The sequence below is a fragment of the Sphingomonas sp. FARSPH genome (genome assembly GCF_003355005.1).
Lineage (GTDB): Bacteria > Pseudomonadota > Alphaproteobacteria > Sphingomonadales > Sphingomonadaceae > Sphingomonas.
This window is the reverse complement of record NZ_CP029985.1, coordinates 160,430-174,640: the sequence shown is the minus strand read 5'-3', so window position 1 is coordinate 174,640 and position 14,211 is coordinate 160,430. Positions and strand designations below refer to the sequence as shown.

Annotated in this window: 13 protein-coding genes; 8 read left to right on the top strand and 5 right to left on the bottom strand. The window is 69.2% G+C overall.

Features of this window, described 5'->3' with window-relative positions; genetic code table 11:
• Position 1: 1 nt before the first annotated feature.
• Positions 2-1,888: an XrtA/PEP-CTERM system amidotransferase gene (locus DM480_RS00890; protein WP_115377143.1), complete on the top strand. Its 1,887-nt coding sequence runs from the start codon at positions 2-4 to the stop codon at positions 1,886-1,888.
• Positions 1,889-1,986: 98 nt separating this feature from the next.
• Positions 1,987-3,297 carry a methyl-accepting chemotaxis protein gene (locus tag DM480_RS00885; RefSeq protein ID WP_115377142.1) on the top strand — a complete coding sequence of 437 codons (1,311 nt, stop codon included), beginning with the start codon at positions 1,987-1,989 and terminating at the stop codon, positions 3,295-3,297.
• Positions 3,298-3,331: 34 nt separating this feature from the next.
• Here the strand turns inward: DM480_RS00885 and DM480_RS00880 are convergent, their stop codons facing one another.
• The 4 genes from DM480_RS00880 to DM480_RS00865 form a co-directional block, all read right to left on the bottom strand.
• The gene (locus DM480_RS00880) at positions 3,332-3,757 is read right to left on the bottom strand and encodes an MAPEG family protein (RefSeq protein ID WP_115377141.1); all 426 of its coding nucleotides are present in this window, start codon (positions 3,755-3,757) and stop codon (positions 3,332-3,334) included.
• Positions 3,758-3,769: 12 nt separating this feature from the next.
• Positions 3,770-4,381 (bottom strand): NMCC_0638 family (lipo)protein, encoded by a 612-nt coding sequence (locus DM480_RS00875; protein WP_115377140.1) that lies wholly within the window; start codon positions 4,379-4,381, stop codon positions 3,770-3,772.
• Positions 4,382-4,485: 104 nt separating this feature from the next.
• Complete coding sequence (locus tag DM480_RS00870) at positions 4,486-5,571, bottom strand: 1,9-bis(guanidino)-5-aza-nonane synthase (RefSeq protein WP_115377139.1); 1,086 nt, start codon at positions 5,569-5,571, stop codon at positions 4,486-4,488.
• Between the two features lie 115 nt (positions 5,572-5,686).
• Complete coding sequence (locus DM480_RS00865; RefSeq protein ID WP_115377138.1) at positions 5,687-6,934, bottom strand: type III PLP-dependent enzyme; 1,248 nt, start codon at positions 6,932-6,934, stop codon at positions 5,687-5,689.
• 140 nt (positions 6,935-7,074) lie between these two features.
• Between DM480_RS00865 and DM480_RS00860 the strand changes: the two genes are divergently transcribed.
• The 3 genes from DM480_RS00860 to DM480_RS00850 all read left to right on the top strand — a co-directional run bounded on the left by DM480_RS00860 (position 7,075) and on the right by DM480_RS00850 (position 10,746).
• Positions 7,075-8,067 carry a threonine ammonia-lyase gene (locus tag DM480_RS00860; protein ID WP_115377137.1) on the top strand — a complete coding sequence of 331 codons (993 nt, stop codon included), beginning with the start codon at positions 7,075-7,077 and terminating at the stop codon, positions 8,065-8,067.
• On the top strand, positions 8,064-8,243 hold the full coding sequence (locus DM480_RS00855) for a hypothetical protein (protein WP_115377136.1): 180 nt from the start codon (positions 8,064-8,066) through the stop codon (positions 8,241-8,243). Before DM480_RS00860 ends, DM480_RS00855 begins: the two co-directional genes overlap by 4 nt.
• A gap of 154 nt (positions 8,244-8,397) precedes the next feature.
• Positions 8,398-10,746, top strand: a complete 2,349-nt coding sequence (locus tag DM480_RS00850) for a bifunctional diguanylate cyclase/phosphodiesterase (protein WP_232834062.1) — start codon at positions 8,398-8,400, stop codon at positions 10,744-10,746.
• 184 nt (positions 10,747-10,930) lie between these two features.
• Here DM480_RS00850 and DM480_RS00845 read toward each other — a convergent pair whose 3' ends face one another.
• Entirely contained in the window at positions 10,931-11,587 is a 657-nt protein-coding gene (locus DM480_RS00845; protein ID WP_115377135.1) for an alpha/beta hydrolase, read from the bottom strand.
• 130 nt (positions 11,588-11,717) lie between these two features.
• Here DM480_RS00845 and DM480_RS00840 point away from each other — a divergent pair, with 130 nt between their 5' ends.
• Genes DM480_RS00840 through DM480_RS00830 form a run of 3 tightly spaced genes read left to right on the top strand, consistent with a single transcriptional unit; the run spans position 11,718 to position 14,175 of the window.
• Entirely contained in the window at positions 11,718-12,782 is a 1,065-nt protein-coding gene (locus DM480_RS00840) for a cysteine desulfurase family protein (protein ID WP_115380605.1), read from the top strand.
• Complete coding sequence (locus DM480_RS00835) at positions 12,779-13,870, top strand: cysteine desulfurase family protein (RefSeq protein ID WP_115377134.1); 1,092 nt, start codon at positions 12,779-12,781, stop codon at positions 13,868-13,870. The genes DM480_RS00840 and DM480_RS00835 overlap by 4 nt, the downstream gene beginning before the upstream one ends.
• Entirely contained in the window at positions 13,867-14,175 is a 309-nt protein-coding gene (locus tag DM480_RS00830; RefSeq protein ID WP_115380607.1) for a 2Fe-2S iron-sulfur cluster-binding protein, read from the top strand. The genes DM480_RS00835 and DM480_RS00830 overlap by 4 nt, the downstream gene beginning before the upstream one ends.
• The last annotated feature ends 36 nt before the right edge of the window (positions 14,176-14,211 follow it).

Sequence of the window (14,211 nt, the reverse complement as noted above, 5' to 3'; positions counted from 1 at the left end):
GATGTGCGGCATCGCGGGGATTTTCCACCCCGGCACCCCCAAGCCCGTCGATCCCGCCCGCGTCCGCGCGATGATCGACGTCCAGGCGCATCGCGGGCCCGACGGCGACGGCGTGTGGACCGCGCCGGGCGTCGGCCTCGGCCACCGACGGCTGTCGATCATCGATCTTGAAGGATCGCCGCAGCCGATGCACGACGGCGGCCTGAGCGTCACGTACAATGGCGAAATCTACAATTTCGCCGCGCTGCGCACCGAGCTGGCCGGACGTGGCGCGCGGTTCCGCACCGTCGGCGACACGGAGGTGCTGCTGCATGGCTGGCGCGCCTGGGGGGTCGGGCTGCTCGACCGGTTGCAGGGGATGTTCGCCTTCGCGCTTCACGATGCCGACGCGGGCGTGCTGGTGCTGGCGCGCGACCGGTTCGGGGTGAAACCGCTCCATTATGTCGAGCTGGCGGACGGCAGCGTGGCCTTCGCGTCCGAACTGAAGGGCCTGATCGCGCATCCGATGCTGCGCCGCGTGCCGGACCTGACCGCGGTCGAGGATTACCTCGCCTATGGCTACGTCCCCGACGATGCCTGCATCGTCGCGGGCGTGCGCAAGCTGCCCGCGGGGCACGTGCTGGTGCTGCGCCGCGGCCATCCGGTGCCGCGTCCCAGCCAATGGTGGGACATCAGCTTCGGCGACCGTGCGGGCGGGTCGGCGCGTACATTGCAGGCCGAACTGATCGACCGGATGCGCGAGGCGGTGCGCAGCCGCATGGTCGCTGACGTGCCGCTCGGCGCGTTCCTGTCCGGCGGCGTGGACAGCAGCGCGGTCGTCGCGTTGATGGCAGAGGCGAGCCCGCAGGCGGTGCGCACCTGCACGATCGGCTTCGAGGAAGCGGGCCACGACGAGCGCGCGCATGCGGAAGCCGTGGCGCGCCGTTTCGCCACCGATCACCACGCGCAGGTCGTTAGGAGCGACGATTTCGCGCTGATCGACACGTTGGTGCGGCATTTCGACGAACCCTTCGCCGACGGCAGCGCGCTCGCCACCTACCAGGTATCGGCGCTGGCGCGCGAGCGGGTGACGGTGGCGCTGTCGGGCGACGGCGCGGACGAGGCGCTGGCCGGATATCGCCGCTATCGCTTCCAGGCGGCGGAGGAGCGGGTGCGCGGGCTGATGCCGCCCGCTTGGCGGCGGCGCGCGTTCGGTGCGCTCGGCCACGCCTATCCGAAAGCGGACTGGGCGCCCCGGTCGCTGCGCGCGAAGACGACCTTGCTCGCGCTCGCGATGGATGGCGACGAGGCCTATGCCCGCAGCGTCGGGGTGACGACGCCCGCATGGCGCGCGCGGCTGTTCAGCGCGGCGGCGCGCCGCGCGCTGGGTGGCCATCGCGCCGAGGACCGCTATGTCGCGGCGATGCGCGACGCGCCCGCACGCGATCCGATCGACCGCGCGCAATATGCCGACATCAAGATCTGGCTGCCCGGCGACATCCTGACCAAGGTCGATCGCACCAGCATGGCGGTGGGGCTGGAGGCACGCGAGCCGTTGCTCGACCATCGCCTCGTCGAATTCGCCGCGACGCTGCCGGCGCGGATGCGGCTGCACGGCGGCGAGGGCAAGTGGCTGATGAAACGCGCGCTGGAGCCGTACCTGCCGCGCGACATCCTCTATCGCCCCAAGATGGGGTTCGTCACGCCGATCGGCGCGTGGTTCCGCGGCGACCTGCGCCCCGCGGCGGAGGCGCTGGGCACGTCGCGCTTCCTGGCGGACACCGGCTGGTTCGACATGGCGACGATTGCGCGGCTCGCCGCCGATCACGGCGCGGGCCGCGGCGATCACGGCCGCACCTTGTGGCAGCTGATGATGCTCGAGCGGAGTTGCCAGCGTCTGTTCGGCTAAGGCGCGCTGCGGCACGACGACTCAGGAAAGCGCCACTGTCATCGTGGCGTCACCAAACCCTAACTTCGCGTTTACCGCCATGGCCTAGCAACGACGCCATGCTGCTTGACCTCGACATGCTGCGCGATGGATCGCTGTCCACCCAGGTGCCGGACGATTTGGGCGATGCGCGATCGTTGCCGCGCAGCGCGACGCTGGCAGAGGTGATCGCGCTGTTCCGGGCGATGCCGGCGCTGCGTCTGCTGGCGATCGTCGACGCGCAGGATCGCCCGGTCGGCGTCGTCCGCGAACTGGACGTGCGCAGCATCCTGTTCAATCCGTTCGGCCATGCGCTGATGCAGAACCCGAGCTTCGGCGGATCGCTGGATGCGGTGATCCGCCCGTGCGCCCGGATCGAGGCGGACCTGCCGTCCGAGACGATCCTCGCCGCTTATGCGCGCACCGGCGGCGATGGGCTGGTGCTGACCCGCGCGGGGCGGTTCGTGGCGCTGATGGATGCGGACGCCTTCGCGCGGCTGGCGGCGGAGCGGGAGGCGACGCTGGCGGCGGAGCGCGAGATGCGCGCGGTGCGGATCCGGGCGGCGGGCGATGCCTTCACCGCAGAGGTTGCGACGCTGGCGGACGAGATGGGCCGGATCGGCGACGATATCGGCGCGGTCGCCGCGCTGCTGGCGCGATGCGCCGGCGATTCGCGCGACGATGCCGTATCGGTCGCCGCGGCGGCGGTGCAGACCGCGCAGGCGCTGGACGAGATCGCGACGCGTGGCCACGCGCTGTCGGCCGCGCTGGACCGGATCGGCGAGAATACGATTGCGGCGCGCCGGATGCGCATCGGCGCGCGCGATGCGATGGAGCAGGCGGGCGGGCGGCTCGACGCGCTCACGACGTCGGCCGCGGCGGTGGACGACATGCTGCAGCTGATCCAGAGCATCGCGCGGCAGACCAATCTGCTGGCGCTCAACGCCGGCATCGAGGCGGCGCGCGCCGGCGACGCGGGGCGCGGTTTCGCGGTCGTCGCGAGCGAGGTGAAGTCGCTCGCCAGCCAGACGGCGGCCACCGCCAAGGATGTCGGTGCGCGGGTCGAGGACATGTACCGGCTGCTGGGCGACGTCGTCGACAGCCAGCGGCATGCGCAGCGCGCGATGGATGCGATCGCGGGGCTGGGGCAATCGATCGAAACGGCGATCGGCGAGCAATCGGATGCGACGCGCGTGATCGCGCACAACGTCGACCAGTCGGTCGTCGCAGGAACCGACATCTCGGACCGGACCCGCGCGATCAGCGATCAGGCGGTCGCGGTGGGCGACGATGCGGTCCGGCTGGAAAGGCTGTCGGCGACGCTGTCGGCCTCGACGCGGACGCTGCGGGCGCGGACGCAGGATTTCGTGGCGCTCACCGCGCGGCTGTAACGTCCGTCTCTCTCCAGGCTTTTCCTACCAAGCCTCAGAAAACCGCCATCGCGGCATGCAGCGTCAGCGCGACGAGCGCGAACGTCGACAGCCCGAACAGCATGAAGCGCACCATCACGCGGTTGATCGTCGCCTGGACGATGCTGTGTACGATGCGCAGCGCGACATAGGCCCAGGCGATCCATGCATTGGGACCATCGCCCGTGCCGCTCAGCGCGATGACCGCGCATATCGCGTAGAACAGCGTCGGCTGTTCGGTCAGGTGGTTGTAATTGTGCGCCTTCCACTGGACACGCGGCGGCAGCGCGCGATCCGCGTCGCTGCCCTTGCTGCCCACCAATGTGGTGATGTCGACGCCCGCCGCCCGCATTGCGGGCATCCGCGTCGCGACGGTCCACAGCAGCATGACGAGCGTCCAGGCGACGAGCGCGACCATCGGCTGCAGGATTTCGCTGTGCATCGGTTGGGCCCCTTAGTTTTGGGTAACGATCTGGTGGACGAAGCGCAGCGGGCTCGGCACCGTGCCCGGTTCGAGCTGCGCGGCGTCGACCACCTTCTGCTCGATGACGAGCAGGTTTTCGAACAGCTTGCCGGGCAACGGGCGCCCCTGCATCTCGGCGTGGATTTTGATGCCCCCGCGCGCGGCGTCCATCGGATCGCCCGCGACGAAACCGCGGTGGCTGGCGACGAAGGCGTCGGCGACAGCGCGATAGGGGGCAAGATCGCCCGTCGCGACCATCGGATCGCTGGTCCGCACTGAACAGGCGTGGAACAGCGGCAGTTCGAGCACGACGTCATAGACCTGGTCGCCGGCACGCATCCGCCAGCCGCGGCCGGGATCGTCGTGCAGCGTCACCTTGACCTCCGCCGCGGTCATGGGCGTCGCCTGCTTGTGGATCATCAGCGCGTCGACCGCGGTGTCGATCGGGAAGGTCTGCAGGCACACTTCGTCGTAGAGCGCCGCCATGCGCGCGACGTCGATCCGCACAGCGGCCGGGCTCGCAACGGGTTTCGCGGGCAGCGCAGTCGTGGGGGGCGGCGCGGCCGCCTGGAGCAGCAAGGCGGCGGCCAGCATCATCATCATTCATCCCCCCCCGGTTCGATGGGGGAGTGTGCATCGGTGTCTTCGCGGGCTCAAGCCCCGTCATCGAAAAGGGGCGGCGGATGTTTCCGCCGCCCCCGTCAGGCTCACTTGTCGCCGAAAATCGCGCCCCACTTGCGGACCGGGCGGTCCTTCCAGTGGCCACGGTGATAGGCGTCCGACGCCAGCAGCGGCATCACGCTGCCCGCCTCGGCGAACACCATCTGCTCGATGCCGGTATTGACCTTGCCCCAGCTTGCCGCCTCCTGCAGCGTGGAGGACGAGCAGGCGCCGTCGCGCACGTCGGCGACGGTGATCTGCACCGCGTACTTGTGCACCTCGACGTCGTGGTGGCCGAGGATCTCGGCGCAGACGACCGTGTCCTGGATGAAGTTCTTCGGCACGCCGCCGCCGATCATGAGGAGGCCGGTGGTGCCCGCCTGGATCTTGATCTCGGTCAGCTCGCGGAAGTCCGCGACCGCGTCGATCATCAGATACGGCTTGCCTTCCTTGGCATTGTCGACCTGATGCTTGACGAGGCCGAAGCCAGCCGAGGAGTCGACGAACGCCGGGCAGAAGATCGGCACGTCATGTTCGTAGGCGAGCTTGACGAGGCTGTTTTCCTTCTTGCCGTGCTCCGACAGATACTTGCCCATCGCGCGGATGAACTCGCGGCTCGAATAGGCGCGGGGCTCCAGCTCGTTCGCGATCTTGTTGATCGTGAAGTCGCAGTCCTGCAGCTGCTCCTCGTCGATGTACGTATCGTAGATGCGGTCGATGTACAGCGAGCGCAGCGTATCGTCGTCGGGGATTTCGAGCGCCTGATAATGCTTGTGGCCGAGGCCTTCGAAGAAATCCATGTCGACGATGGTCGCGCCGGTGGCGACGACGACGTCGACCATGTTGTTGCGAATCAGTTCCGCATACAGGTCCATGCAGCCACCCGCCGAGGTCGAGCCCGCGATGACCAGGCACACGGTGCAGTCCTTGTCGGCCAGCATCTCGTTGTAGATCTTGGTCGCGCGGCCGAGGTCGCGGCTGGTGAAGCTCATGTCGCTCATCGCGTCGACGATCGGGCGCGCGTCGAAGCTCTTGATGTCGATATGCTTGACCTGTTTCGACAGCAGTTCGGCCTTGCGGGTGTCGTTGATCGGCGCGTTGGCACCGGCGGTTTTGGTAAGAGTGTCGGTCATGACTGGCCTTTGCCTGTTCCAAGACCCGCCGTCGTTGATGGGGACGCGGAAAACCCAAACGGCCCCCTCCCGCCGCGAGGCGGGAAGGGGAGACCGTCGAACTATAAAAGGGTCGTTACAGCTTTACGACGTTCGGCTGAACCGCCGGCATGTCGCCGACGTACATCGAATGCATCGGTTCGTCCGAGACGGTGACCGTCTCGCCGGTACCGAAACCATTGAAGCCGGTGCGCATCGCCGCGCCATAGGCGCCGAGCATGCCGACCTCGATGAAGTCGCCCGTGCCGACGTCGGCGGGCAGCGGGAAGGGCCCGTCCATCCGGTCCATGTCGTCGCAGGTCGGACCCCAGAAGCTGAACGGATGATCGCGCACCGTCGATTCCGGCTCGCGCAGCAACGCGACTGGATACTTCCAGCCGATATGCGCCGCATCGAACAGCGAGCCGTAGGCGCCGTCGTTGATGTACAGCTCGTTGCCGCGGCGACGCTCCACGCGCACCACGACCGAGCTGTATTCCGCGCTCAGCGCGCGGCCCGGCTCAGCCCACAATTCCGCCGAATAGCTGATCGGCAGGCTCTCGAACGCGCGGTGGATTGTCTCGAAATAACGTTCCAGCGGCGGCGGGTTCATGCCCGGATAGACCGAGGGGAAGCCGCCGCCGACGTCGATCACGTCCACGGTCACCGCCGCCAGCACGATCGCCGCGCGCACGCGCTCCATCGCATTGGCATAGGCTTCGGGCGTCATCGCCTGGCTGCCGACGTGGAAGCAGATGCCGAGCGCGTCCGCGACCTGGCGGGTGCGGATCAAAAGGTCCTTCGCCTCGTCGGGGCCGACGCCGAACTTCGCGCCCAGCGACAGCGCCGAATGCTCCGACGAGACGCGCAGCCGCACGCACAGCGTCAGATCGGTCGCGAGCACACCGTCCTCGTCGGTGGTCGCGCGGACGATCTTCTCCAGCTCCTCGATCGAATCGAGGCTGAAGGTGCGCACGCCATGGACGAAATACGCTTCGCGGATCGCTTCCTCCGCCTTGACCGGGTGCATGAAGCACAGCCCTGCGCCGGGCACGGTGCGCGCGACGAGGCGCACTTCCGCTATCGACGCCACGTCGAACGTGGTGATGCCGTTCGCGAACAGCGTCGCGATCAGCGCGGGGTCGGGATTCGCCTTGACCGCATACATGGCCTTACCCGGAAACTTCTCGGCGAAGAATCGGGCAGCCCGTGCCGCGGCGTGCGGACGAATCAGCGTTACCGGCTCGACCGGGTTCCGCCTTGCGATGTCGATGCCGCCTCCGAAAACGGGGGAGCCGGCGGTCGAGAGGGGCGCTAACCCCAGCGCGCGATGATGCTGGTGCAACTCAAGGGACCTCCAATTGCCTTGCGGCATGACGACGACAAAAGCTGCCTTGCGGTTGGAAGTCCCATGGGGCAGCGGAGGCGCGAGTTAGGGACGATGGACCCCCGTGTAAAGTGGGTTGGCGCGCGAAAGGATAAAAAATGACAATTTTGCGACAGCCGACGCGCGCCGGGGCGAGGGATGCGGCGGAAAAGATCGCGCGCATCCTGCCGCCGACTCCGATTTTCGTGCATGAAATCAATGGGGTGACGGTCACGTTCAAGGCGGAGTCATTGCAGCCGATCGGCGCGTTCAAGGTCCGCGGCGCATGGCATCGGCTCACCGCATTGGATGAAGAGACGCGGCGGCGCGGGGTCGTCGCCTTCTCCAGCGGCAATCATGCGCAGGGGATCGCCTGGGCCGCGAAGCGACTCGGCATGCCGGCGACGATCGTGATGCCCGCCGACGCGCCGGCGGCCAAACTCAACGGCACGCTGTCGCTCGGCGCGGAGGTGGTCCGCTACGACCGGGCGCGCGAATCGCGCGAGAAGATCGCGGCGCAGCTGGCGGAGGCGCGGGGCGCCACGTTGGTGCCGAGCTTCGATGATCCGTGGATCATCGAGGGGCAGGGCAGCGCCGGGATCGAGGCGGCGGTGCAGATGACGGCCGCGGGCCTCGGCGCACCGACGCACGTCGTGGTGCCGTGCGGCGGCGGCGGGCTAGCCGCGGGCATCGCGCTCGCGCTGCCCGACGTGGCGATCAGCGTCGTCGAGCCCGAGGGATGGGACGACATGCGCCGCAGCCTGGAGGCGAGCTGGATCGAGCCCGTCGGCGCCAACCCGCCACCGACCGCGTGCGATTCGCTCCAGACGCAGCGCGTGTCGCCGCTGACGTTCGACGTGCTGTCGCGGCGCGACGCGACCGGGGTCGCGGTCAGCGAGGCGGACATCCGCGCCGCGCAGCGCTGGGCCGCCGAACGCTTGCGGCTGGTCGTCGAGCCGGGCGGCGCGGTGGGGCTCGCCGCCCTGCTGTCCGGCAGGATCGTGCCTGCGCCCGGGATGCTCGTCGTCCTGTCGGGGGGCAATGTCGATATCGATGCCTATGCCGCGGCGATCCGCGCGCCCGCGGCCGTCGCGCCAGAGGTCTGCGCATGACCGGGCCGCTGGCGGGGATCGCGCAGGCCGCGCCGGCGATCGCGATGATCGGGTGCTTCGCATGCCTGATCGGCGGCGGCGCGATGTGGGCGAAGGGGCAGGACCGCAAGAAGGCGGTGCTGTTGCTGATCATGGCGGCAGTGCTGCTTGGCAACGTGATGATCTGGTCGATGTAAAGCCGGTCGATCGTCCGATCGGAACCGGAATGGATTCATTAAAGACGCGATACGGACGAATAGTCATTGAGGTGCCAAACGCAACCCGAATGGTTTCATCTCTTCTGACGTGTAAACCTTCCGTTATCCTCGATCGGAGACACTTGCCCCGTAGTTGAATGATTGGGTGGGGCTGGTGTTCAACGTCTTCGAATGTGTGGTCGATCAACACGACTATCGGCTGGTTCTGCTGGCCGCGACGATCTGTACGATCGGCATCGTGTCGCTGTTCTTCCTGCTGCGGCGGTCGCTCGACTGCGTCGAACGGCGGCGGCGGCACTGGGTGGCGGCATCCGCGGTCGTCGCAGGCTGCGCGATCTGGGCGACGCATTTCATCGCCATGCTCGCCTATCGGGGCGCGATGCCGATCCGGTTCGATGCGGCGATGACCGCGCTGTCTGTGGTCGTCGCGATCGCCGCCTTCTGGACGGGGTTCATCATGCTCGGGCGCAGACCGGGCGTCGGGCGCGCCGCGTTGGCGGGTACGATCTGCACCGGTGGCGTCGCCGGGATGCATTTCACCGGCATGGCGGCGATCATCGCACCGGCGACGATCCAATATCAGCTGCTGCCGATCGGGGTGGCCTTCGCGATCGCGGGCGTCGCGATGACCGGCGCGTTCGTCGCCTTCTTTGCGGTGCGCGGCTGGGCGCGACTGGGCGTGCCGAGCGCGCTGACGATCGGCGCGATCGTCGTGCTGCATTTCACTGCGATGGCGTCCGCGACGTTGGTTCCCGATCCGACGCGCACCGTCGATGCGGCCGGCGGGTCGAGCGAGTGGATGATCTTCGCGATCGTCGTCGTCACGCTGCTGCTCGTTGCGCTGACGATCGCAGGCGCGGTGGTCGACCGGCTGCTGACCGACCTGCACGGCCTCGCCGATGCGACTCGCGAGGGGCTGATGATCGTCGCCGATGGCCGCATCGTCGAGGCGAACGCACAGGCGTGCGCCATGCTCGGCTGCGCGGCGGGCAGCGTGATCGGCACGTCGCCCGCCCAATGGTTCGAGCAATGGGTCGCGGTCGATGTCGGGTCGGGCGATGTCAGGCCGTTCGAGACCCGCCTGTCCCGGCGTGAGGCGGAGGACCAGATCGTCGAGATCGCCTTCCACCACGTCGAATATCGCGGCCGCGCCTGCGTCGTGCTGGCGATCCGCGATTTGACCGAACGCTACCGCGCGCAACGCGTCGTCGAACATCTCGCCTCGCACGATCCGCTCACCGACCTGCCCAACCGCGCCGCGCTCGACCGGCATCTGGCCGCCGCGATCGCGCAGGATCGCCCCTTCTCGCTGATCGCCGTCGATCTCGACCGGTTCAAGGCGGTGAACGACGTCTTCGGTCATGCCGCGGGCGACGAGATATTGCGCCGCGTCGCCGACATGCTGTGCCGGTGCGCGCGCGAGTGCGACCTTGTCGCGCGCATCGGCGGCGACGAGTTCGTCGTCGTCCAGCATCACAACGGCAGCGCCGACGACGCGCGCGTCCTTGCCGCCCGCGTGCTGTCGACGTTTGCCGCGGAGATGAACCCGGCGCTCGACCCGATGGCGGTCGGCTGCAGCCTGGGCGTCGCCAACTTCCCGCAGGATGGCCTGTCGGCAGAGGTGCTGCGCCACAATGCCGACGTCGCGCTGTATCGCGCCAAGCAGGAGGGACGCGGCGTCGCCTGTTTCTTCGACGACGAGATGGACCGGCTGGCGCGCGAGCGGCGACAGCTGGAGCACGACCTGCGCCACGCGATCACGCGCAACCAGCTGCATCTTGCCTTTCAGCCGCTCGTCTCGACCGCGTTCGGCGCGGTCGTCGGCTACGAAGCGCTGCTGCGCTGGACGCATCCGGAGCGAGGCGAGGTGCCGCCCGACATGTTCGTGCCCATCGCCGAGGAAACGGGGGCGATCATTCCGATCGGCGAGTGGGTGCTGCGCCAGGCATGCCGAACCGCGGCGGTGTGGCCCGACGGTATCGGCATCGCGGTGAATGTGTCGGCGGTCCAGTTCCGCCTGCCCAATCTGGCGGCGGTGGTGCGCGCCGCGCTGGAGGAAAGCGGCCTCGCGCCCGAGCGGCTCGAACTGGAGATCACCGAGTCGGTGCTGCTGCGTCATCGCGAATCGACGCTGGCGACGCTGCACGCGATCAAGGCGCTGGGCGTGCGGGTCGCGATGGACGATTTCGGCACGGGCTATTCGTCGCTCAGCAACCTGCAATGCTTCCCGTTCGACAAGATCAAGATCGACCGCAGCTTCGTCAGCAACGTCACCGACGACGAGACCGCGCGGTCGATCATCCGGGCGATCGTCGGGCTGGGCCGAAGCCTCAATCTTCCGGTCGTCGCCGAAGGGGTGGAGACGGAGGCGCAGCGGCGCATGGTGCTGGAGGAAGGTTGCCCGCAGGCTCAGGGCTATCTGTTCGGCGCTGCGCAGGGCGCCGTGTCGTTCCTGGGGGCGTCGCGGCAGCAGCAGGCTTGAGGGCGACGGGGCCTGTTGTCACCCCGGCCAACGAGCCGGGGTCCCGCTTCATTTTCGAACGCAATGGGGCGATGGGGTCTGGCCCCGCCCCGGCGAAGCCGCGTCGTCAGTCGGCGCTTGCGCGCCGCTGGCCGGGCTCGGCGCCGGGCGCGAAATAGCTTTTGCTATTTCGCTGCACCGAGCCTCACCGGATGGGCGAGTTGGGGTCGAGGCGCATGTCGAGGTAGCGGTCCACCGACTGCATCAGCTCGGGCGTCTCGTGCTCGAAGAAGTGGTTCGCCTTTGGGATCACGTCGTGGTGGATCGTGATGTGCTTTTGCGTTCGCAGCTTGTCGACCAGCTTCTGCGTCGCGCCGGGCGTCGCCACCTCGTCCGCCTCGCCCTGGATGATGATGCCCGACGAGGGGCAGGGGGCGAGGAAGCTGAAATCGTACATGTTGGCCGGCGGCGCGATCGAGATGAAGCCGCGGATTTCGGGGCGGCGCATCAGCAGCTGCATCCCGATCCACGCGCCGAAGCTGACGCCCGCGATCCAGGTCGTCGACGCTTCCGGGTGGAAGCTCTGCACCCAGTCGAGCGCGCTCGCCGCGTCGGACAGCTCGCCGACGCCGTTGTCGAACACGCCCTGGCTCTTGCCGACGCCGCGGAAGTTGAAGCGCAGGGTGGCGAAGCCGCGGCGCTGGAAGGTCTTGTAAAGTTCCTGCACCAGCCGGTTATTCATCGTGCCGCCCGCATTGGGATGCGGGTGCAGGATCATCGCCACCGGCGCGCGCGGGCGGGGGGCGGGGGCGAAGCGCCCTTCGAGGCGGCCTTCGGGGCCGGGAAAGATGACTTCGGGCATGGGTCTCGCGCCGTAGAGGAACGCGCGCCGCGGGTATCGCCGCCCGGATCGGGACGAGACCCCGGTGGAGCGCAGGGATTGCCGCGCTATATAGGCGCACCGCCCCGTCACGCAATTGGAACCCGCCCGCTTGGCCTCTCGCCTCTATCTCGACCATGCCGCGACCACGCCGCTGATCCCGCCCGCGCGCGATGTGATGGCGCGCGGCTTCGCGCTGTGGGCCAATCCCTCCTCGCCGCACGCGGAGGGGCGTGCCGCGCGAGCCGCGCTGGAGGAGGCGCGCGCCGCGATCGCTGCCGCGCATGGCTGGCCGGGCGACCTCTTGCTGACCAGCGGCGCAAGCGAATCGCTCGCCATCGCGCTCAACCGCACCACCGCGACGCGCCGGCTGATTACCGCAGTGGAGCATGATGCGGTGATGCGCGCCGGCGCGGCGGCGGCGGTCGTGCCGGTGGGGCGCGACGGCATCGTCGACATGGCGGCGCTCGACGCGATGCTGGCGGGCGAGGGGCGTGCGCTGCTCTGCGTGCAATGGGCAAACAGCGAGACGGGCGTGCGCCAGCCGATCGCGGACATCGCCGCGCGCGTCCATGCCGCGGGCGGCTGGTTGCTCGTCGACGCGGCGCAGATGCCTGCGCGCGTCGAACTGGCGGATCACGCCGACCTCGTCGCCGTCTCCGCGCACAAGCGGGGTGGGCCGCCGGGCGTCGGCGCGCTGCTGGTGCGCGACCTCGCGATGCTCCATCCCAGCGGCGGGCAAGAGCGCGGCTATCGCCCGGGCACGGAAAACCTGCCCGGCGTGCTCGGCTATGCCGCCGCGCTCGCCGAGGAAGAGCCCGATCACGCGCCGCTGCGCGCGCGCCTGGACGATGCGATCCGCCGCTCCGGCGGCGAGGTCGTTGCCGATGCGAGCCCGCGCCATCCCGCGATCGGTGCCTATCGCCTGCCGGGGGTCGCCTCCGCGGTGCAGCTGATCCGGCTCGACGCGGCGGGATTTGCGGTGTCGGCGGGCAGCGCCTGTTCGAGCGGCAGCATGAAACCCAGCCACGTGCTCGCCGCGATGGGGTGGGACGAGGCGGCGGCGCGCGAGGTGATCCGCGTCAGCTTCGGCCGCACGACCACCGCCGACGATGTCGATGCGTTCATTGCCGCCTGGCGCGCGATGGCGAAGGCGACGCGGCGGTTCGCGGCATGATCTACCTCGATTACCAGGCGACGACACCGCTCGCGCCCGAGGCTTACGACGCGATGCGGCCATGGCTGGAGACGCAGCACGCCAACCCGCATGCAGCGCATCGCCCCGGCCGACAGGCGAAGGCGGCGGTCGAGATCGCGCGCGCGCAGGTCGAAGGGATGGGCCCCGCCGCCCCCGGTGCGCTCGCGTTCACCAGTGGTGCGACCGAGGCGCTGAACTGGGCGATCAAAGGCACGACGGGGCCGATCGTCACGCTGGCGACCGAACATGCCGCGGTGCTCGATACCGTCGTGGCGGAGGCGCGCCGGGGCCGTGCGGTGACCGTCCTGCCGGTCGGCGCGGACGGGCTGGTCGACCTCGACCGCGCACGCGACGCGATCCGGCCGGGCACCGGCCTCGTCGCGGCGATGCTGGTCAACAACGAGATCGGCGTGATCCAGCCCGTCGGGGAGATTGCGGCACTGGCGCGGGCGGCGGGCGCACTGATGCTGTGCGACGCGGTGCAGGGCTATGGCCGCGTCGAATTGCCCGCCGGCTGCGACCTGATCGCGATGTCGGCGCACAAGCTGCACGGACCCAAGGGGATCGGCGGCCTGTGGATCGCGGACGGCGTGACGCTGGAGCCGCTGCTGCACGGCGGCGCGCAGGAGGCGGCGGGGCGGTCGGGCACGCTGTCGCCCGCTTTGTGCGCCGGGTTCGGTGCTGCGGTCCGTCTGATGCACGACCGCGACCATGACGACGGCGTGCACCTGGACCGGCTCTGGACGCTTGCGACCGAACGGCTTTCGGACTGGACGATCAACGGCTCGGTCGAGCAACGCTATCGCGGCAATCTCAACGTCCGCCGCGACGGCCTCGACGTCGCGCGGCTGATGAGCGAGTGCCGCGATGTCGCCTTCTCCGCCGGATCCGCCTGCGCCAGCGGATCGGGGCGGCCCAGCCATGTGCTGCGCGCGATCGGGCTGAGCGACGCCGAGGCGCGATCGAGCCTCCGCATCGGCTTTGGACGCTATACGAGCGCGGACGACCTGGCGGCGGGGCTCGACGCGATCGTCGCGGCGGCGGATCGCCAGCGGGCATGGGCATGATCCGCGTCCGCTTCGTCGATGCGGCGGGGACCGCGACCGACATCACCACCGCGGAAGGCGCGCGCCTGCTCGACGTCGCGCAGGCGGCGGGCCAGCCGCTGGAGGGCACGTGCGACGGCGACATGGCGTGCGCGACCTGCCACGTCGTTGTCGCGGTGGAGGATTTCGCGCGGCTGCCCGCGGCGCGCGAGGAGGAGGAGGATCTGCTCGACCTCGCCCCCGATGCGCGCGCGACCAGCCGGCTCGCCTGCCAGATATGGCTGACCGCTGCGCTCGACGGGCTGACGGTGCGCGTCCCCGGCTGACCGGCGCGCGTCTGCGCTCCCCGGTCAGCGACCCTG